Genomic DNA, 17,073 nt, shown 5'->3' with positions numbered 1-17,073 from the left:
GGTCAGCTCTTCAGCGCCGAGACGATCCCGGCGTCGATGAGGCCGGCGATCTGGTCGGGCGTGAGCCCGAGCCCGGCGAGCACGGACTCGGTGTCTTCGCCGAGCGCCGGCGGCGCCTTCCGGATGCGTAGAGCAGCCCCGTCGATCGACACCGGCCCGCGCAGGAGCGGCAGGTCGCTTCCGTCGGCACGGGTCACGTGCTGCACCATGTCGAGGTGCTTCACCTGGGCGTCCTCGAAGACCTGAGCATAGGTGTAGATGGGGCCGGTCGGGATGCGCGCGGCCCTGAAGGCCTCGACCCATTCGAGCCCGGTGCGTGCGACGAGCAACGCCTCCAGGCGCTCCTTGAGTTCGCCGCGGTGCTCGGTGCGCAGCTTGCCGGTCGCGAGGTCCGGATGGTCGGCGAGGGCGGCGTCGCCGACGAGAGCGCACAGGTCGCGCCACTGCTTCTCGTTGCCGACGGCGATGATGACCGGGATGTCCGCGGTCGCGAACACCCCGTACGGCGCGAGAACAGGATGGTCGTTGCCCTGCGGCTCCGGGACGACACCGGTGCTGAGGTACCGCTGGCCCTGGAACACCGAGATCGCGAGCGCCGCCTCGAGCAGCGAGGTGGATACGGTGTGGCCGGTGCCGGTGCGCTCGCGGTCGACGAGGGAGGCGAGGATTCCGACCGCCGTGAAGATGCCGGAGATGATGTCGATGACCGGGACGCCGACGCGGTAGAGGTTGTCGGCATCCGCCCCCGTCACCGACATGAGACCGGACATCCCCTGGGCCACCTGGTCGAGGCCGGCCGTCTGGCTGAGCGGTCCGGTGGACCCGAACCCGCTCACCGAGGCGACGACGAGGCCGGGCTTCTCCGCGAGCAGAGCAGCCGGGTCGAGACCGAGGTCGGCCATGACGCCCGGGCGGAAGTTCTCGATCACGACATCCGCGTCGAGGGCCATGCGCTTCAGCAGCGCCTGGCCTTCCGCACTGTAGAAGTCGATCGCGATCGAGGACTTCCCGCGATTTGTGGAGTCGTAGTAGAGGGAATGGTCGCCCTCGAACGGCGGCCAGCCGCGCGTCGAGTCGCCGCCCTTGATCGACTCGACCTTGGTGATGGTCGCGCCGAGGTCGGCGAGCAGCGCGGTGGCGTACGGTCCGGCGAGCGCCCGCGTGAGGTCGAGAACCGTGATCCCCACCAGCGGAAGCCCCGGAGCGGACGCCGACGGCAGCGCGGATGCAGGCACAGCGCCCATGTTCAGGCCCGCAGCTTGACGTTGACCTGCTTGATCTGCGTGAAGCCCTCGAGCATGCCTTCGAGCGAGACCTCACGCCCGATGCCGGACTGCTTGTACCCGCCATAGGACTGGCCGACGACCTGGCCGCCGCCCTGGTTGACCTGCACCCAGCCGGCCTCGAGACGGTGCGCCGTGTTCAGCGCGTTGTCGAGGTCGTGGCTCCAGACGAAGGCGGCGAGACCGTAGTGCGAGTCGTTGGCCATGCGCACGACGTCGTCGAGAGTCTTCCACGGGATCGCCACGAGGACGGGTCCGAAGATCTCCTCGCGCGCGAGCCGGAACTCGTTGCGGCCGCCCGCGAAGACCGTCGGCAGGTGGTAGTAGCCCTCGGTGAGCGGGCCGACGGATGGTGCGGTGCCGCCGAGTGCGACCGTCATGTCGCCGGACTCGCGGCCCTCCACGAGGTACTCGTCGATCGCGTCGAACTGCTTCTGGTTGATGACGGCGCCCATGTCGGATGCCTCATCCAGCGGGTTGCCGACGACGAGGCTCCCGAGGCGGTCGACGAGCTTGCCGAGCACCTCGTCGTAGATGTCCTCGTGCAGGAACAGGCGGGAGCCTGCGGTGCAGCTCTGCCCCTGGCGGGTAAAGCGGCTCGCGAAGAGCAGGCCGTCGACGATCTGGTCGTCCACGCCATCCGGGAACACGATCGAGGGGTTCTTGCCGCCGAGCTCGAGGGACATGTGGGCGAGGCGCTCCCCCGCCTGCTTCGCGACGGTGCGGCCGACCTCGGTGGATCCGGTGAAGGAGACCTTATCGACATCCGGGTGATCGGCGAGGGCCGAGCCGATGAGGCTTCCGCGGCCGGTGAGCGCGTTGAGCACGCCCTTCGGCAGGAACTGGTTGCAGACGGCGGCGAGCAGCAGGATCGTCAGGGGTGCGTCATCCGCGGCCTTGAGCACGACGGTGTTGCCCGCGGCGAGCGCGGCAGGCACCTTGAAACCGGCGATCATGAGCGGAGAGTTCCACGGCAGTATGCACGCGACGACACCCAGCGGCTCGCGGCGGGTGTACTGAAGCTGGTTGTCACCGGCCGGGAGCGTGACGCCCTTGACCTCGCCGGCGACGCCCGCGAAGTAGCGGAACAGGGCGACGAGGGTCGTGACCTCTGGTCGCGCCTGGGTGCGCAGGGCGTTGCCGGTGTCGAGGGCGGTGAGGCGGGCGAAGTCGTCCGCACGTGCCTCGAGCTCATCGGCGATGAGTGCGAGCGCACGGGACCGCTCGGTGAAGTGGGTGGCCTTCCAGGCCGGGAAGGCGGCCTTCGCGGCCGCGACCGCGCGGTCGACATCCTCGGTGCCGGCGGCCGGCACGCGCGTGATGACCTGCCCGCGCTGCGCAGGGTTCAGTACGTCGCGCCATTGCCCCGTCGTCGACTCGACCTGTTCCCCACCGATCCACATCGGCTGGTCGGGTCCGGTGAACGTCTTATGCGTGTCGACGGCGCCGCTCTGCGCCACTTCCTTGGCCATGGTCTTCCTATCGATTCTTGAATTCGGGATCGCGCTTCTCGATGAAGGCGCTCATCCCCTCTTTCTGGTCTTCCGTCGCAAAGGTGGAGTGGAAGACCCGGCGCTCGAACCGGATGCCGTTCTCCAGCATCGTCTCGTACGCCGCGTTGACCACTTCTTTGGCCATCATCGCGATGGGAAGGGACATTGATCCAATCGTAGCCGCGGTGGACATGGCTTCATCGAGCACGGACCCGGTCGGCACGACCCGCGAGACGAGCCCGGCGCGCTCGGCCTCTGCGGCATCCATCGTGCGTCCGGTGAGGATGAGCTCCATCGCCTTCGCCTTGCCGATCGCGCGGGTCAGACGCTGCGAGCCGCCCATGCCCGGGATGACGCCGAGCTTGATCTCGGGCTGCCCGAATTTCGCGTTCTCGCCGGCGATCACGATGTCGCACATCATGACGAGTTCGCAGCCGCCGCCGAGCGCGTAGCCGGAGACGGCGGCGATCACGGGTGTGCGCACCGCGGTGAACCGGCTCCAGCCCGCGAACCAGTCGGCGGCGTACATCTCCTGGTAGTCCTTCGAGACCATCTCCTTGATGTCGGCGCCGGCCGCGAAGGCCTTCGTCGATCCGGCGACGACGATCGCGCCGATGCCGGGGTCGGCATCCAACTCGGATGCGGCGGCCACGAGGTCCGTCATGAGTTCGAGGTTGAGGGCGTTGAGCGCTTCGGGACGGTTCAGCGTCACGAGCCCGACGCGGCCTCGCCGCTCGACGGTGATCGTCTTCACGTCGGTCATGATGCGGCCCCCTGGCTGTTATCGGCCGAGCGCTCGCGGATCGCGTTGATGATGCCGGAGAAGTCGAGCCCGGCGCCGCCCTCGTCGGCGAAGTGCCGGTAGATGTCGGCGGCCATCGTGCCGAGCCGGCCATCCGTGCCCGTCGATTCGAGGGCGGCGAGCGCGAGCCCGAGGTCCTTGGCCATGAGCGCCCCGGCGAAGCCGGGCTGGTACTCGCGATTGGCCGGGCTCGCCGGCACCGGGCCGGGAACAGGGCAGTTGGTCGTGAGCGCCCAGCACTGTCCGGATGCCGTGGACGAGACGTCGAAGAGCGCCTGGTTGCTGAGACCCAGTTTCTCGCCGAGCACGAAGGCCTCGGAGACGGCGATCATCGAGATGCCGAGGATCATGTTGTTGCAGATCTTGGCCGCTTGCCCGGCACCGGAGCCGCCGCAGTGAACGACCCTGCCGCCCATGATGGACAGGAGTGGTTCTGCCGCGGCGAAGTCGGCCTCGTCCGCCCCCACCATGAAGGTGAGGGTGCCGGCCTCCGCTCCCACGACGCCGCCGGAGACCGGGGCATCCATGCCGCGATGACCTGCGGAGATCGCAAGCTCGCGTGCCGCGCGGGCGCTGTCGACGTCGATCGTGGAGGAGTCGATGAAGAGGGTCCCCGGCTTCGCAGCGGCGAGCAGCCCTCCGCGGTAGACGTCGAGCACCTGCTGGCCGCTCAGGAGCATCGTGATGACGACGTCGGCGCCAGCCGCGGCATCCGGCCCGGTTGCGGCGACAACGACACCGTTCGTTCGCGCCGCTTCGAGCGCGGGAGGTGCCACGTCGAAGCCGGTCACGGTATGGCCGGCCTTCACGAGGTTGGCAGCCATCGGGCCGCCCATGTGGCCGAGGCCGATGAAGGCGATGTTCGTCATGATGTACTCCTCTTCGTCCGGGCCGAGAGCCCGAGTTCCTGGTCTCCGAGGCTCGCGAAATACGCCTCGACCGTGCCGCGGGCCACCCCGCCGATCGTCGCGGGCTCCCACCGCGGCCGCCGGTCCTTGTCGATCACCTGCGCACGGATGCCCTCGATCATCTCCGGGTTCTCGATGAACCGGTTCGACACCCGGAAGTCCTGGTCGAGCGCCTCCTCGAGCGTGGCGAGCCTCTTCGCCCGCCGTACCGCTTCGAGCGCGACACTCACTCCGGTGGGCGACTTGGTGAGGATCACGGATGCCGCCTCGCGCGCCTCCGGCACGGCCGAGTCCTGCAGCCTCCCGACGATGGTCGCGGCATCGTCGCCCGCGTAGCAGTGGTCGATCCAGTCGCGTTGAGCGAGCAGCGCGGAATCCGGGGCCGCCATCGTGACCGCCGCGATCGCCTCGGCGGCCGGCGTCGTCTCGAGCGCGGTGGCGAGGGCGGGCAGCCAGTCGCTGTGCACGTAGTGGTCGGCGAAGCCGAGCGCGATCGCGTCGGCACCGGTGCCCATACCGCCGGTCATCGCGAGGTGGGTGCCGAGCTCGCCGGGAGCGCGGGAGAGCAGGAACGGGCCGCCGACATCTGGAGCGAAGCCGATGCCGACCTCCGGCATCCCGAACCGGGTGCGTTCGGTCGCGATGCGGGCACTGCCGTGTGCGGAGACGCCGATGCCACCGCCCAGCACGACACCGTCCATGAACACGACGTAGGACTTGGGGTAACCGCCGATGCGGGCGTTCAGGTGGTATTCGTCGTGCCAGAACAGCCGGCTCGCCTCGCCGCCGGCGATCGCGTCGTGGTACATGCCGACGATGTCGCCGCCCGCGCAGAGGCCCCGCTCGCCGGCGCCGGTCAGCAGCACGGTGTCGACCCCGTCATCCGTCTCCCAGGCGTCGAGGGCAGCTGCCATCGTCCTGACCATGGGTCGGGTGAGGGCGTTCATCGCTTTCGGGCGGTTGAGGATGAGGTGGCCGAGCCGCCCCGCGCGTTTCACCAGGACTTCGTCGTCCGTGAACTCCATCGTGTCCTCCGGGTCACTTGCCGAGGAGACTGCGGCCCACGATGAGACGCATGATCTCGTTCGTTCCCTCCAGGATCTGGTGCACCCGAAGGTCGCGGGCGATGCGCTCAAGGCCGTACTCCGTGAGATAACCGTATCCCCCGTGCAACTGGATGGCGGAGTTCGCGACCTCGAAGCCAGCATCGGTCGCCACCCGCTTGGCCATCGCGCACAGGCGAACCTTGTCGGCGTCGCCGTTGTCGAGCGCGGCCGCCGCCCTGGCGAGCAGGGTGCGTGCGGCCTCGAGCTTGGTGTCCATGTCGGCCAGCTCGAACAGGATGGACTGCTGGTCGATTAGTGGACCGCCGAAGGCCTCGCGATTCTTCGCGTATTCGACGGCTTTGTCGAGCGCCGCCTGCCCTCCGCCGAGCGAGCACGCCCCGATGTTGAGCCGCCCGCCGTTGAGCCCGTTCATGGCGATGCCGAAGCCGTCGCCCTCCTCGGCCAGGCGGTTCGCGATCGGCACCCGGACATCCTCGAGGATGACCTGCCTCGTCGGCTGGGCGTGCCAGCCCATCTTCTTCTCCAGCGGGCCGAACGAGAGACCGGGAGTGCCATCCGGAACGAGGATGGCCGTGATGCCCCGGCTGCCGGTGTCGGCCGTGCGGGCCATGACAACGTAGATCGCGGAGGAGCCGGCGCCGGAGATGAACTGCTTCGTGCCGTTGATGACGTAGTCGTCGCCGTCGCGCACGGCGCGCGTCGAGAGCGCTGCGGCATCCGACCCCGCCCCGGGCTCGGTGAGGCAATAGCTGCCGAGCTGCTCCATGGTGGCGAGCTTCGGGATCCACTCCGCTCGCTGGGCGTCGCTGCCGTAGCCGTCGATCATCCAGGCCACCATGTTGTGGATGGAGATGTAGCTGGCGATCGTGGGGTCGCCCTTGGCGAGCTCCTCGAAGATCAGGATGGCGTCGGCACGGCTGAGGCCTGCCCCGCCGAACTCCTCGCGGGAGTACATCGCCCCCATGCCGAGTTCGCCGGCCTCGCGCAGGACGTCGAGGGGGAAGTGATGCGTCTCATCCCACTCCGCGGCGTGCGGGGCGAGGGATTCGGTCGCGAATTGCCGAACCATGTCGACAAGGGCTTGCTGGTCGTCGCTGATGGCGTACACGATGAGCCTCTCGAAGCCGGGCTGGATTGTGTCCTCACCGGCATCATACAATTTAGTTGGACATCCAACTATATCGTTGTGTGGAAAGCGCCAAGAGAATCGCAGCGGCATTCGAATCGGTGGTGGAATGGTAGGCATGATGAAGATCGCAGTGCTCGTGAAGGAAGTGCCGGACACCTGGAGCGATCGGCGCATCGACGAGTCGACCAAGCGGGTCGACCGCAGCAGCGATGTCGTGATCGACGAGATCAACGAGAAAGCGGTCGAGGCCGCGCTCCTCGTCAAAGAAGCGAATGGCGGCGAGGTCGTCGTCGTCACGATGGGTCCGTCGAACGCACAGGATGCCGTTCGCAAGTCGCTCGCGATGGGTGCTGACTCCGGCATCCACATCGTCGACGATGCGCTGGGCGGATCGGATGCGATGCAGACCTCCGCCGCGCTCGCCGCAGCCCTGGCCCCCCGCGGCTTCGACCTCGTGATCGCCGGCAACGAGTCGACGGATGGCCGTACCGCGGCGGTTCCGGCAATGCTCGCCGAGCGGCTCGCGCTCGCCCAGCTGACGTTCCTGCGCACCCTCGAGGTGAATGACGGTACCGTCTCCGGCGAGCGGATGACCGAGGACGGCCACGTGCAGGTGCGTGCCTCACTTCCCGCTCTCGTCTCGGTCACCGAGCAGATCGCCGAGGCACGCTACCCGAACTTCAAGGGAATCCTCGCCGCCAAGAAGAAGCCCGTGGAGACACTCGGCCTGGCCGACCTCGGCATCGATGCCGGTGAGGCAGGTGGCGCGAACTCGTGGTCGGTCGTCGAGACGGTCGCCCCGAAGCCCCCGCGCGAGGGCGGCACCGTCATCAAGGACGACGGCACGGCCGGCCAGCAGCTCGCCGACTACCTCGCCTCGGCGAAACTGATCTAGGGAGACTCGTGATGTCACAGGTACTCGTTCTCGTCGAACTCTCCGACGGCGCACCCGTCCCGGCGACGGCTGAGCTTCTGGCCGCGGCCGCCGTGATCGGGGAACCGGCTGCGGTCGTCGTCGCGGAACCCGGAGCCGCAGCGGAGCTCGCGACCACGCTCGGAGCGCTCGGGGCAGCGACGGTCTATGCGGCATCCGTCGCCGGCGCCGGCTCGCTGCTCGTGACCCCGCAGGTCGCCGCCCTCGAGGCAGCGGTTGCCGCAGCGAACCCGGCCGCCGTGATCGTCGGCAACTCCCCGGATGCCCGCGAGGCAGGCGCCCGCCTGGCCGTGCGCATCGGCGGCGCCTACCAGAGCGACGCTATCGGCGTGGCCGCAGACGGCATCGTGACCCAGCAGGCCTTCGGCGGCGCGTTCACCGTGACCGCGAAGGCGGGCAAGGGCGTGCCGGTGATCTCGCTGCGGGCGCACTCGGTCGAGGGAGCGGCTGCGGCCGCATCCGGAGCCCTCGTCGAACTCGACATCTCCGGCGACGGCGCCCCGACGACCGAGGTCGTCTCACGCCACGTCGAGACCGCCGCGAGTGAGCGGCCCAGCCTGCAGGCGGCGGACATCGTCGTCTCGGGCGGACGCGGGCTCGGCTCGAAGGAGAAGTTCGTGCTCGTCGAAGAGCTCGCGGATGCGCTCGGCGCGGCCATCGGCGCCTCGCGCGCGGCCGTCGACGCCGGATACTGCGAGCACAACCTGCAGGTCGGCCAGACCGGCACCACCGTCTCGCCGAACCTCTACATCGCGGTCGGCATCTCCGGTGCCATCCAACACCTCGCCGGAATGCAGAGCTCGAAGACCATCGTGGCGATCAATAAGGATGCGAACTCCCCCATCTTCGACATCGCCGACTTCGGCATCGTCGGCGACCTGTTCGAGGTCGTCCCGCAGTTCATCGCGGCTGTGAAAGCGAAGAAGGCATGACGCTGGCGACGTTTCGGCAAAGCCGCTGGTTCAGCCTGGTCTGGATCATCCCCGCGCTCATCGTCCTCGCGGGCGTAGTCGTCGCCATCGCGATCTGGCTGCGCAGCCTGCCAGGCGTGCAATCGTTTCTGACCACCTACCCGGGGCGAAGCGAACTCCCGGCGGGGACACCCGTCGGGTTCCCCGCATGGCTCGCCTGGCAGCACTTCCTCAACGCCTTCTTCATCCTCTTCGTCATCCGCTCCGGATGGCTCATCCGCACGACGAAGCGGCCCGCAGCGTACTGGACCCGCAACAACACCGGGCTCCTGCGCACGAAGGGCGAACCGCAGCGGATCAGCATCCACCAGTGGTTCCACATCAGTGTCGACTCGCTGTGGGTTCTCAACGGCATCCTCTTCTACGTACTCATCTTCGTCACAGGGCAGTGGGCGCGCATCGTGCCCACGAGCTGGGACATCTTCCCGAACGCGCTGTCCGCCGGCATCCAGTACGCCTCACTGAACTGGCCGCTCGAGATGGGCTGGGTCAACTACAACGCGCTGCAGGTGCTCGCCTACTTCGTGACGGTGTTCATCGCCGCGCCACTCGCCGTGATCACGGGCTTGCGGATGACGCCGGGGCTCGCCGCGCGCTGGAAGCCGCTCGAGCGCGTCTACCCGGTCCAGCTCGCACGCCTCATCCACTTTCCGGTCATGCTCTACTTCGTGCTCTTCATCGTCGTGCACGTGTTCCTCGTACTCACCACAGGAGCACTCAACAACCTCAACCACATGTACGCCGTGCGCGACGATCAGTCGTGGTGGGGCTTCGGCATCTTCGTCCTGTCGCTCGTCGTCATGGCGGTCGCCTGGGTCGCGGCGAAGCCCTCGATCCTCGCGATGCTCGCCGGGCTCAGCGGCAAGGTGCGGCGGTAGACGACCGCATCATCCGAATCAGCGCCCGGCGATGTGCGCGGTGACTCGTTCGATGAGGTCGTAGGGGATCGGCTTCGCATAAGGGAAGCGCACGGAGTCCTTGGCCGCGCGGTACGGCGCGATGAGCGACTCCAACTCGTCGTCGAGCCCGGGAATCGGGTAGAGGCCGACGTGTTTCTTCCACCCGCCGAAGTAGATCGCGTGACGGCCGACGATCTCAAGCCGCACGATGCCGTAGCTCATCCGCTCGTCGGCATCCGGGATCACGTTCCGGATGGCCTGACGCACGTTCTCGAGGATCGTGCGCACGTCATCCGGAAAACCGGCAAGGTACTCCTCGACGGTGGCGGGCGCCGTCACCGATCAGGCCGCGGTGTTGCCGGCGGTGCCGATGCTGACCATCCAGTGGGTGCCGAACCGGTCGGTGAGCATTCCGAACAGGTCGCCCCACGGGGCCGTGTCGAGCGGCATCGTGATGTCCGCGCCCTCCTGGAGCCGGTCCCAATAGCCACGAAGCTCGTCATTGTCTGTGCTGAGTCCGCTGAGCGAGATGGAGATGGTGCTTCCCGGCTGGTAGTTCATCGCTTTGGGGGTGTCCGAAGCCATGATGGTCAACCCGTTCGAGGTGTCGAGCTGGCTGTGCATCACGAGGTCCTGCTCATCGACCTCCTCACTCGCGTGGAAATCGGCGAACGTGCTGACGCTGAGCTCGCCGCCGAAGACGGATTTGTAGAACTCCATCGCCTCGCGGGCGTTGTCGCGGAAGCCGAGGTAGGGGTTGAGCAGCGTAGTCATGGTGGACTCCTCCGTCCTGTGTGGTGTGCGAACAGTATGCGCCGTCTCACCGACAAAGTGCAGGGCGAGGTCGGAGCCGGCATCTACACTCGGACCGGGACCGAGCCGAGTCCGGCCCGACAGGAAGGAGAAGATCGTCATGAGGCTTCTACTCACCTCCTCCGGGATCACCAACCCGAGTATCGCCGACGCACTCGTCGGGCTCCTCGGCAAACCGATCGCCGAGTCCAGCGCGCTCATCGTCCCGACCGGGATCTACCCCTTCCCCGGCGGCGGTGCCAATGCGTGGCGAGCCATCGCAGGGAAGGCGCAGGGCCCGTTGACCGAGCTGGGCTGGAAGTCCGTCGGGGTGCTCGAACTCACCGCACTCCCGAGCATCCGGGAGGAGAGCTGGGTCCCCACGCTTCGGGAGACCGACGCGCTGCTCGTCTGGGGTGGCGACGTGCTCTACCTGTGCCACTGGATGCGGGAGTCCGGCCTCGCGGATCTCCTGCCGTCGCTCACCGAGCTCGTCTACGTGGGGGTGAGCGCGGGGAGCATCGCGATGACCCCGTACAACTGCGATGCGGAGTTCGACCTGGAGTTCGTGCCCGACGGCAGCGACATGGGGGTCGGAGCCGAGAGGGCACTGGGGTTCGTGGACTTCACGTTGTACCCGCATCTTGACCATCCCGAGATGGAGGACGCCTCCCTCGCCAACATCGAGAAGTGGGCGTCCGGGATCCCGGTCCCGACGTACGCGATCGACGATCAGACGGCGATCACGGTGGTCGACGGGGCGGTCGAGGTGGTCTCGGAGGGGCACTGGAAGCTCTTCAATCCATGACTCCAGCGGGCCTCCGAGGGTCCCGCTAAGCTGCGACCTCATGGGGAGCGATCGTGCGCGTGTGCGCATCGGCACGTGCGGATGGGACAAAGCGGCCTGGCGAGGGGACTTCTATCCCCCACGACTCCCCGCGCACGAGCGACTCGGTTTCGCATCACGCAACCTCGCGACCCTCGAGATCAACACGACGTTTCATGGCCTGAAGAAGCCCGAAGACTTCCTGGGGTGGTACGCGGATACGCCGGCTGACTTCGTCTTCTCCGTCAAAGGCCACCGCGGTGTCACCCACGACAACCCGCTCGGAGCCGCCGAGAGGACTGTGGCCGCTTTCTTCGCCTCGGGTGTTCCCCTGCTGCAGGAGAAACTGGGGCCGATCCTCTGGCAGGTCTCCGAACATCTGCGATTCAATGCGGATGCCGTGACGGCCTTTCTCACGACGCTCCCGCACTCGGTCGATGAGGTGCGATCGCTCATCGCGGAGGCGGGCATCGGAGTCGATCCCCGCATCCTCGACCTGCCGGATGCCCCGCTCCGCCACGCCTTCGAGGCGCGTCATCCGAGTTTCGGCGACCCGGCGTTCGTCGACCTCCTACGCCATCACAATGTCGCCGCGGTCATCACCAATACCCCGGAATGGCCGGAATTGCGTGAGGTCACGAGCGACTTCAGCTACCTGCGGTTCCACGGCGACCTTCGGCGCTTCCCCCGCGGCTACGACGATGAAACGCTCGCGAGCTGGGCCGAACTCATCGAAGGCCGGCGTACCCGAAGTAGCGGCTCCGACGAAGGTCTAGAGGTCTTCGCCTACTTCGACAACCCGGAAAACGGTGGAGCCGGTTCGCCCTTCACTGCGAGAAAACTGCAACAGCTGGTCGATGGCGCCCAGGCCGTGGCACCACTCCCGATTCAGCCATTGCTGTTCTGACCGTCGCCGTCCCGGACACCGGGCACGAGCCCAAGCCCCAGGAGGCTCTCGGCGGTGGCCACGATCGCGTCCTCGTTCGAGCGCGGCGCCCATCCGAGCATCCGCTTCGCCTTCGCGTTCGAGACCTCGCGGTGGTTGCCGAGACGACGCGAGACCTCGCGCAGGGAGGGATCGACGAACGCCGCGACACGCACCATCCAGTCGGGGAGCACGCGCGTCGGCACCTTGCGAGCGAGGTCGCCGAGCCGCGCTCGAAGCACGCCCGCGACCTCGGGCACGGTCAGGATGCCGTCGGCGACCGCGAGGAACCGCTCGCCGCTCGCGGCCGGGTCGGTCATGGCGCGCACGTGCAGGTCGGCGACGTCGCGCACGTCGACGAGGCCGAAGGTGACCCGGGGGAGCCCCGGCGCGGCGCCCCGGAGAAGCCGCAGCACGAGGTCGATCGAGGTCGAGGTGTCGGGGCCGAGTGCCGGCCCGAGGATGCCGACCGGGTTCACAACCGCGAGCTCGAGCCCGTTGCCCTCCCGCATCACGAAGTCCCAGGCCGCGCGCTCGGCGAACGTCTTCGACTTGACGTAGGCGCTCACGTCGGCGGTCGGATCGGTCCAGTCCTCCTCGGTGTACGACCGGTCGAGCGCTGCGGTGCCGTAGCCGACCGCGGCGAAGGACGAGGTGAGTACGACCCGCCTGACGCCCGCGTCGCGTGCGGCCCGAAGCACCCGAAGCGCACCCTCGCGGGCAGGGACGATGAGTTCATCCTCGTTCTTCGGTTCGCGGCCGGGGAACGGCGAGGCGACGTGGAGCACGTAGGTGCAGTCGGCCACGGCATCCGCCCAGCCGGAGTCATCGGTCAGGTCGGCGCTCACGAACTCGAGCGCTGCGCCGGGCTCGGCCCCGCCCCGGGAGAGCATGGCACGCACATCGGGTTCGCGGTCGAGTGAACGCACCGTCGTGCGCACGTTGTATCCGGCGGCCAGCAGGGCGAGGATGCAGTGTACTCCGACGAACCCGGAACCGCCGGTGACCAGAACCCGTTCGCCGCTCACGCCGCTCCCTATTTCGCTGCTACTCTCCGGTCTCACCGTCGACGGCTTCGCGCAGCAGGTCGGCGTGGCCGTTGTGGCGAGCGTACTCCTCGATCATGTGGACGAGAATCCAGCGCAGACTCGCCCCGCGGTCGTCGGAGCCTCGGGGAGCGATCTCCCGGTCGAGGCCGCCGTGCGCGAGCGCGTCGGCGACGAGGTCGCGCGAACGGTTGACGGCATCCGCCCACAGTGTGCGGAGATATTCGGGCGAGTCCTCGGCGGCGGAATGCCACTCCCAGTCGGAGTCGGCCCTCCAGTCCACGGCATCCCATGGGGCAGCCGGCTCGTTGCCGTGCAGGCAGCGCGAGAACCAGTAGTCCTCGACCCAGGCGAGATGCTTCAGGAGGCCGCCGAGAGTCATCGCCGTCGGCGCGAGGCTCGCGCGCAGGCCGTTCGCATCGAGCCCGCGGGTCTTCCATTCGAGGGTTGCACGCTGGTAGTCGAGGAAGCTCAGCAGCATGGTGACCTCGTCGGCCGCGAGTGGAGGCTCCAGACGGCCGTGGTCGTCGATGATCGTCATGGGTGGCGAGTCTACTGGGCCGCATCGAAAGCCGAATGTGATGGGATCGGATCATGCAGTTTCGCAGTTACGTCGCGATCGGCGACAGTTTCACCGAGGGCGTCGGCGACGACCTCCCGGATGGCGGGGTGCGCGGATGGGCGGACCTCGTCGCGCTCGGGCTCGCGCTCGCCGCGCGCGAACGCGACGGCCAGGCCGCACCGCCCGGCGCTGCACCGTTCGGATACGCGAACCTGGCCATCCGGGGACGCCTGCTCGGGCCGATCATCGAGGAGCAGCTGGATGCCGCGATCGCCCTCCGCCCCGACCTGCTCAGCCTCAACGGCGGTGGCAACGACATCATGCGGCCGAAGGTGTCCGTCGAGTCGGTGGCCGACCGGCTGGCAGCGGCCGCCGAGAAGGCGATGGCCGCCGGCATCCACGTGCTGCTCCTGAGCGGTGGCAACCCGACCCGGCACATCCCGCTCGGCGCGCGTATCGAGGTGCGGGGTGAGCAGTTGGCCAGGGCCGTGCGGGCGCGCGTGCCGGCATCCGAGAAAGTCACGTTCGTCGACAACTGGGCGGATGCCGAGCTCACCGACCTGCGCTACTGGTCGGTCGACAAGCTGCACCTCAATCCGCTCGGGCATCGCCGGGTCGCGAGCAATGTGCTGACCGGTCTCGGTGTGGCGGTACCGGATTGGGGCGACGAGCGACTCGAGCTGAAACGGCCGGGCACCATCGCGTACTGGCGCGGCTACGTGCTCCCATGGATCGGGCGGCGGCTCACTGGGAGGTCGTCAGGGGACGGCCGGGAGCCGAAGCGTCCGACATTGCTACCCATCGATCTGGCCTAGCCCTTGCGGCGTTCGCGGTCGCCGGAACCTTGGCGAATGCTGCCCCTCACGACGAATGCCCCCGCCCAGACGGGCGCATTCGTGCGAAACGGCATCAATCGGCGCTGAGGTGTTGACAGGCAAGTAACTACTTGCCTATGGTGTGACGGTGGGCGACGTGTTCAAGGCGGTGGCGGATGAGACCCGCCGCATCATCCTCGACGAACTGCTCGAACGCGACGAGCAGACCCTGTTCGAGCTGTGCACCCGCCTCACGATGAAGCACGGCCTGAGCTCGACGCGGCAGGCGGTGTCCCAGCACCTCGAGGTGCTCGAGGATGCCGGGCTCGTCCACAGCGAGCGTCACGGCCGCTACAAGATCCACACCATCGATACGCGCCCCCTGGCGCAGATCGCCGAGCGGTGGCCCGTGCGGCCGCCACGAGAGGACATGCCATGAGAATCACCGTGACGAGCGTGCTGGTCGACGACCAGGATCGAGCGCTCGCCTTCTACACCGAGAAGCTCGGCTTCGTCGTCGTGCACGACATCCCGATGGGCGAGCACCGCTGGCTGGCGCTCGTCTCCCCCGAGGACCCGGATGGCACCCAGCTCATCCTCGAACCTTCGGACCACCCGGCGGTCGCACCCTTCAAGGCGGCACTCGTCGCCGACGGCATCCCCTTCACCTCGTTCGGGGTCGCGGATGCCGTGGCCGAGTACGAGCGCCTGCTCGCCCTCGGCGTCGAGTTCTCCCAACCGCCGGTGGCCGGCGGCCCGGTCACGACCGCCGTGTTCGACGACACCGTGGGCAACCTCATCCAGATCGCGAGTATGAACGAGTAAGCATGGGTCACGTGGTCTCGTGGAACCGGATGCCGGTGATCGTCTCGACTTCGATGCGCACGTAGTTCCACTTCTCAGTGGGCAGCGTCGACTGCAGCTCGAGGATGCCGGACTCCTGGATGTCGGCGTCGAACATCATGCGGTGTGCGAAGCCACGTGCGACGACGCTCCAATGGGTTCTCCCGTGCCGGCCATCCGTCTGAAACGCCACGGAGGGCTGAGCGGTAAGGTCGATGAGTTTGCTGCCCGGCGCAGTGCGGAACAGGATGCTCTGCTGGAAGACGTGGAAATTGATCGGAAAGATGTCGGGGGTCACGGCGCCCGTGGCCGGGTCGACGGTCGCGGTCGCGAGGCGGCCGACGCCATCCTCCTCGAGGAGGCTCCAGCACTCCTCGACGGTGAGTTCTTTCGTGACCGACACCGAATCATCCGTCATGGTTACTCCCCTGCGCTTGGCGGCAAGCCTAGTTCGCTCGATGCGCGGCTGCCGAGGATGGGTTGCACTACCTCAGCAGGTCGGCATGGTGGATCTCGGCGACGTTCGGGTGGGCGCGCAGACGGTATCGAAGAGCGTTGTCGCCGTAGGTCTCCAAGATGGGGCTGTCGGTCGGGTCGACGGACAGCCCGCGGGCTTCCGCGCGCAGCGCAGGGTCGAGGTCCAGCTGCGGCATGGTGGCATCCAGCGCCGGATTGAAGAAGAACGGGATGGAGATGCGGTCGGTGCCGACTTGAGGCGACACGACGCGGCGCAGAGTGGCCTTGAGGTAGCCGTCCGTTGCCAGCTCCAGCATCTCGCCGATGTTGACGATGAAAGCGCCGGGGATGGATGGCGCATCGATCCAGTCCCCTTCGTACTCGACCTGGAGTCCGCCCTTGTCCGGTTCGACGAGGAGCAGGGTGAGAACGCCGCCGTCGCGATGGGCACCGACACCCTGTTTTGCGACATCCGCCGACTCGCCCGGGTAGCGCACGATTTTCAGAAGTGAGAACGGATGGTCGGCAAATGCGGCGTCGAAAACGTCCCCGCTGGTGCCGAGTGCCAGCGCCCAGGTGCGCAGGAGCCGCAGCGCGAGGGCATTGAGCTCGGCCGTCCAGCGGGCAACGATGGGCTGGAGTTCTGGAAAGTTCGCCGGCCACAGGTTGGGGCCTTCGAGGCGCCAATAATCGGGCACGCCCTCCCCGCGTTCGACGGCGTCTCGCTCTTCGCCGATGTCGATCTGTTCCCGCCAGTCGACGTCGCCGTGGGTGAGTTCACGGCCTACCCGGGTATAACCGCGGAACTGCGGACTGTGGATGTTCTCGATCGCGAGCTTCTCCTCCTCGGGAAGGTCGAAGAAGCGGCGGGAGACCTCCAGGATGTGGTCGATGAGCGCTGGGTCGATGCCGTGCCCGACGAGATAGAAGAACCCGACCTCGTGGGTTGCGCAACGCAGTTCCTGGCGGAATCGCTCTGCCGCCTCCTCGCTCTGGTCGAGTTGGGACATGTCGAGGATGGGAAGGGAATCTGGCACCCTTCAATCCTCACAGGCGGCGACGTTTCGCGCTGAACGTTACGTCGTCGCGCAGGCCGGCCTCCGACGTCGCGGTGCACCGAAGCGAGGTGCTTGCGAACCTCACGACGGGGGTGAAGAACCTAGTTCGACTCGTCAAAGACGGCGGACTCGCCGCCCTTCTCGGAAACGAGCCGCGCACTGAGCGCGCGGGAATCTCCGGTCAGCGGCGCCTCACCATGCCAGAGGTTGGTCAACTAGTCGAGGACTATCGATCAGTTCGATCGGTCTACAAGCTCGCTGAAA

20 protein-coding genes are annotated in these 17,073 nt (G+C 67.6%); 8 read left to right on the top strand and 12 right to left on the bottom strand.

Going from position 1 to position 17,073, the window contains the following annotated elements:
- Nucleotides 1–2 precede the first annotated feature (2 nt).
- From ABD678_RS04495 to ABD678_RS04470, 6 genes are read right to left on the bottom strand one after another with little or no spacing between them, the layout of a single operon-like run.
- Nucleotides 3–1,235 carry a CaiB/BaiF CoA transferase family protein gene (locus ABD678_RS04495; RefSeq protein ID WP_344754130.1) on the bottom strand — a complete coding sequence of 411 codons (1,233 nt, stop codon included), beginning with the start codon at nt 1,233–1,235 and terminating at the stop codon, nt 3–5.
- 11 nt (nt 1,236–1,246) lie between these two features.
- Nucleotides 1,247–2,755, bottom strand: a complete 1,509-nt coding sequence (locus ABD678_RS04490; protein WP_344754128.1) for an aldehyde dehydrogenase family protein — start codon at nt 2,753–2,755, stop codon at nt 1,247–1,249.
- A 7-nt stretch (nt 2,756–2,762) separates the two neighbouring features.
- Nucleotides 2,763–3,539 (bottom strand): enoyl-CoA hydratase, encoded by a 777-nt coding sequence (locus ABD678_RS04485; RefSeq protein WP_344754126.1) that lies wholly within the window; start codon nt 3,537–3,539, stop codon nt 2,763–2,765.
- Nucleotides 3,536–4,447 carry a 3-hydroxyisobutyrate dehydrogenase gene (gene mmsB, locus ABD678_RS04480; protein ID WP_344754124.1) on the bottom strand — a complete coding sequence of 304 codons (912 nt, stop codon included), beginning with the start codon at nt 4,445–4,447 and terminating at the stop codon, nt 3,536–3,538. Before mmsB ends, ABD678_RS04485 begins: the two co-directional genes overlap by 4 nt.
- Entirely contained in the window at nt 4,444–5,511 is a 1,068-nt protein-coding gene (locus ABD678_RS04475; RefSeq protein ID WP_344754122.1) for an enoyl-CoA hydratase/isomerase family protein, read from the bottom strand. The genes mmsB and ABD678_RS04475 overlap by 4 nt, the downstream gene beginning before the upstream one ends.
- Before the next feature lie 13 nt (nt 5,512–5,524).
- Entirely contained in the window at nt 5,525–6,661 is a 1,137-nt protein-coding gene (locus ABD678_RS04470) for an acyl-CoA dehydrogenase family protein (RefSeq protein ID WP_344754120.1), read from the bottom strand.
- Nucleotides 6,662–6,800: 139 nt separating this feature from the next.
- Between ABD678_RS04470 and ABD678_RS04465 the strand changes: the two genes are divergently transcribed.
- From ABD678_RS04465 to ABD678_RS04455, 3 genes are read left to right on the top strand one after another with little or no spacing between them, the layout of a single operon-like run.
- Nucleotides 6,801–7,577 (top strand): electron transfer flavoprotein subunit beta/FixA family protein, encoded by a 777-nt coding sequence (locus ABD678_RS04465; RefSeq protein WP_425561949.1) that lies wholly within the window; start codon nt 6,801–6,803, stop codon nt 7,575–7,577.
- A gap of 11 nt (nt 7,578–7,588) precedes the next feature.
- Nucleotides 7,589–8,548, top strand: coding sequence for an electron transfer flavoprotein subunit alpha/FixB family protein (locus tag ABD678_RS04460; protein ID WP_344754116.1), 960 nt, complete (start codon nt 7,589–7,591; stop codon nt 8,546–8,548).
- On the top strand, nt 8,545–9,465 hold the full coding sequence (locus ABD678_RS04455; RefSeq protein WP_344754114.1) for a cytochrome b/b6 domain-containing protein: 921 nt from the start codon (nt 8,545–8,547) through the stop codon (nt 9,463–9,465). Before ABD678_RS04460 ends, ABD678_RS04455 begins: the two co-directional genes overlap by 4 nt.
- 18 nt (nt 9,466–9,483) lie before the next feature.
- Here ABD678_RS04455 and ABD678_RS04450 read toward each other — a convergent pair whose 3' ends face one another.
- Both ABD678_RS04450 and ABD678_RS04445 read right to left on the bottom strand, forming a co-directional pair.
- Nucleotides 9,484–9,825 (bottom strand): iron chaperone, encoded by a 342-nt coding sequence (locus ABD678_RS04450; RefSeq protein ID WP_344754112.1) that lies wholly within the window; start codon nt 9,823–9,825, stop codon nt 9,484–9,486.
- 3 nt (nt 9,826–9,828) lie between these two features.
- On the bottom strand, nt 9,829–10,260 hold the full coding sequence (locus ABD678_RS04445; RefSeq protein ID WP_344754110.1) for a VOC family protein: 432 nt from the start codon (nt 10,258–10,260) through the stop codon (nt 9,829–9,831).
- Nucleotides 10,261–10,399: 139 nt separating this feature from the next.
- Here ABD678_RS04445 and ABD678_RS04440 point away from each other — a divergent pair, with 139 nt between their 5' ends.
- Both ABD678_RS04440 and ABD678_RS04435 read left to right on the top strand, forming a co-directional pair.
- The gene (locus ABD678_RS04440) at nt 10,400–11,086 is read left to right on the top strand and encodes a Type 1 glutamine amidotransferase-like domain-containing protein (RefSeq protein ID WP_344754108.1); all 687 of its coding nucleotides are present in this window, start codon (nt 10,400–10,402) and stop codon (nt 11,084–11,086) included.
- Nucleotides 11,087–11,126: 40 nt separating this feature from the next.
- Nucleotides 11,127–12,011 carry a DUF72 domain-containing protein gene (locus ABD678_RS04435; RefSeq protein ID WP_344754104.1) on the top strand — a complete coding sequence of 295 codons (885 nt, stop codon included), beginning with the start codon at nt 11,127–11,129 and terminating at the stop codon, nt 12,009–12,011.
- On the opposite strand, the gene ABD678_RS04430 is transcribed toward ABD678_RS04435, so the two are convergent.
- Both ABD678_RS04430 and ABD678_RS04425 read right to left on the bottom strand, forming a co-directional pair.
- The gene (locus ABD678_RS04430) at nt 11,993–13,057 is read right to left on the bottom strand and encodes an SDR family oxidoreductase (protein ID WP_344754102.1); all 1,065 of its coding nucleotides are present in this window, start codon (nt 13,055–13,057) and stop codon (nt 11,993–11,995) included. The genes ABD678_RS04435 and ABD678_RS04430 overlap by 19 nt on opposite strands.
- Nucleotides 13,058–13,076: 19 nt before the next feature.
- The gene (locus tag ABD678_RS04425; protein WP_344754100.1) at nt 13,077–13,616 is read right to left on the bottom strand and encodes a DinB family protein; all 540 of its coding nucleotides are present in this window, start codon (nt 13,614–13,616) and stop codon (nt 13,077–13,079) included.
- Between the two features lie 53 nt (nt 13,617–13,669).
- Between ABD678_RS04425 and ABD678_RS04420 the strand changes: the two genes are divergently transcribed.
- The 3 genes from ABD678_RS04420 to ABD678_RS04410 all read left to right on the top strand — a co-directional run bounded on the left by ABD678_RS04420 (nt 13,670) and on the right by ABD678_RS04410 (nt 15,277).
- Nucleotides 13,670–14,452, top strand: coding sequence for an SGNH/GDSL hydrolase family protein (locus ABD678_RS04420; protein ID WP_344754098.1), 783 nt, complete (start codon nt 13,670–13,672; stop codon nt 14,450–14,452).
- Between the two features lie 148 nt (nt 14,453–14,600).
- Nucleotides 14,601–14,891: an ArsR/SmtB family transcription factor gene (locus ABD678_RS04415; RefSeq protein ID WP_344754096.1), complete on the top strand. Its 291-nt coding sequence runs from the start codon at nt 14,601–14,603 to the stop codon at nt 14,889–14,891.
- Nucleotides 14,888–15,277, top strand: coding sequence for a VOC family protein (locus ABD678_RS04410; RefSeq protein WP_344754094.1), 390 nt, complete (start codon nt 14,888–14,890; stop codon nt 15,275–15,277). The genes ABD678_RS04415 and ABD678_RS04410 overlap by 4 nt, the downstream gene beginning before the upstream one ends.
- 7 nt (nt 15,278–15,284) lie before the next feature.
- Here the strand turns inward: ABD678_RS04410 and ABD678_RS04405 are convergent, their stop codons facing one another.
- The gene (locus ABD678_RS04405; RefSeq protein WP_344754092.1) at nt 15,285–15,713 is read right to left on the bottom strand and encodes a pyridoxamine 5'-phosphate oxidase family protein; all 429 of its coding nucleotides are present in this window, start codon (nt 15,711–15,713) and stop codon (nt 15,285–15,287) included.
- Between the two features lie 67 nt (nt 15,714–15,780).
- Nucleotides 15,781–16,788, bottom strand: a complete 1,008-nt coding sequence (locus tag ABD678_RS04400; protein WP_344754090.1) for an isopenicillin N synthase family dioxygenase — start codon at nt 16,786–16,788, stop codon at nt 15,781–15,783.
- Between the last annotated feature and the right edge of the window lie 285 nt (nt 16,789–17,073).

Source organism: Leifsonella bigeumensis, assembly GCF_039537265.1.
In the GTDB taxonomy this organism is placed as follows: Bacteria; Actinomycetota; Actinomycetes; order Actinomycetales; family Microbacteriaceae; genus Terrimesophilobacter; species Terrimesophilobacter bigeumensis.
Note: the sequence above shows the minus strand (reverse complement) of the source record. Positions and strands in the feature narration are given on the sequence as shown.

What these genes read in the sequence shown, in the direction of transcription:
- ABD678_RS04490 (WP_344754128.1), bottom strand. Translation starts at nt 2,755, where the DNA reads ATGGCCAAGGAAGTGGCGCAGAGCGGCGCCGTCGACACGCATAAGACG.
- ABD678_RS04485 (WP_344754126.1), bottom strand. Translation starts at nt 3,539, where the DNA reads ATGACCGACGTGAAGACGATCACCGTCGAGCGGCGAGGCCGCGTCGGG.
- mmsB (WP_344754124.1), bottom strand. Translation starts at nt 4,447, where the DNA reads ATGACGAACATCGCCTTCATCGGCCTCGGCCACATGGGCGGCCCGATG.
- ABD678_RS04475 (WP_344754122.1), bottom strand. Translation starts at nt 5,511, where the DNA reads ATGGAGTTCACGGACGACGAAGTCCTGGTGAAACGCGCGGGGCGGCTC.
- ABD678_RS04465 (WP_425561949.1), top strand. Translation starts at nt 6,801, where the DNA reads ATGAAGATCGCAGTGCTCGTGAAGGAAGTGCCGGACACCTGGAGCGAT.
- ABD678_RS04460 (WP_344754116.1), top strand. Translation starts at nt 7,589, where the DNA reads ATGTCACAGGTACTCGTTCTCGTCGAACTCTCCGACGGCGCACCCGTC.
- ABD678_RS04455 (WP_344754114.1), top strand. Translation starts at nt 8,545, where the DNA reads ATGACGCTGGCGACGTTTCGGCAAAGCCGCTGGTTCAGCCTGGTCTGG.
- ABD678_RS04445 (WP_344754110.1), bottom strand. Translation starts at nt 10,260, where the DNA reads ATGACTACGCTGCTCAACCCCTACCTCGGCTTCCGCGACAACGCCCGC.
- ABD678_RS04440 (WP_344754108.1), top strand. Translation starts at nt 10,400, where the DNA reads ATGAGGCTTCTACTCACCTCCTCCGGGATCACCAACCCGAGTATCGCC.
- ABD678_RS04435 (WP_344754104.1), top strand. Translation starts at nt 11,127, where the DNA reads ATGGGGAGCGATCGTGCGCGTGTGCGCATCGGCACGTGCGGATGGGAC.
- ABD678_RS04425 (WP_344754100.1), bottom strand. Translation starts at nt 13,616, where the DNA reads ATGACGATCATCGACGACCACGGCCGTCTGGAGCCTCCACTCGCGGCC.
- ABD678_RS04420 (WP_344754098.1), top strand. Translation starts at nt 13,670, where the DNA reads ATGCAGTTTCGCAGTTACGTCGCGATCGGCGACAGTTTCACCGAGGGC.
- ABD678_RS04410 (WP_344754094.1), top strand. Translation starts at nt 14,888, where the DNA reads ATGAGAATCACCGTGACGAGCGTGCTGGTCGACGACCAGGATCGAGCG.
- ABD678_RS04405 (WP_344754092.1), bottom strand. Translation starts at nt 15,713, where the DNA reads ATGACGGATGATTCGGTGTCGGTCACGAAAGAACTCACCGTCGAGGAG.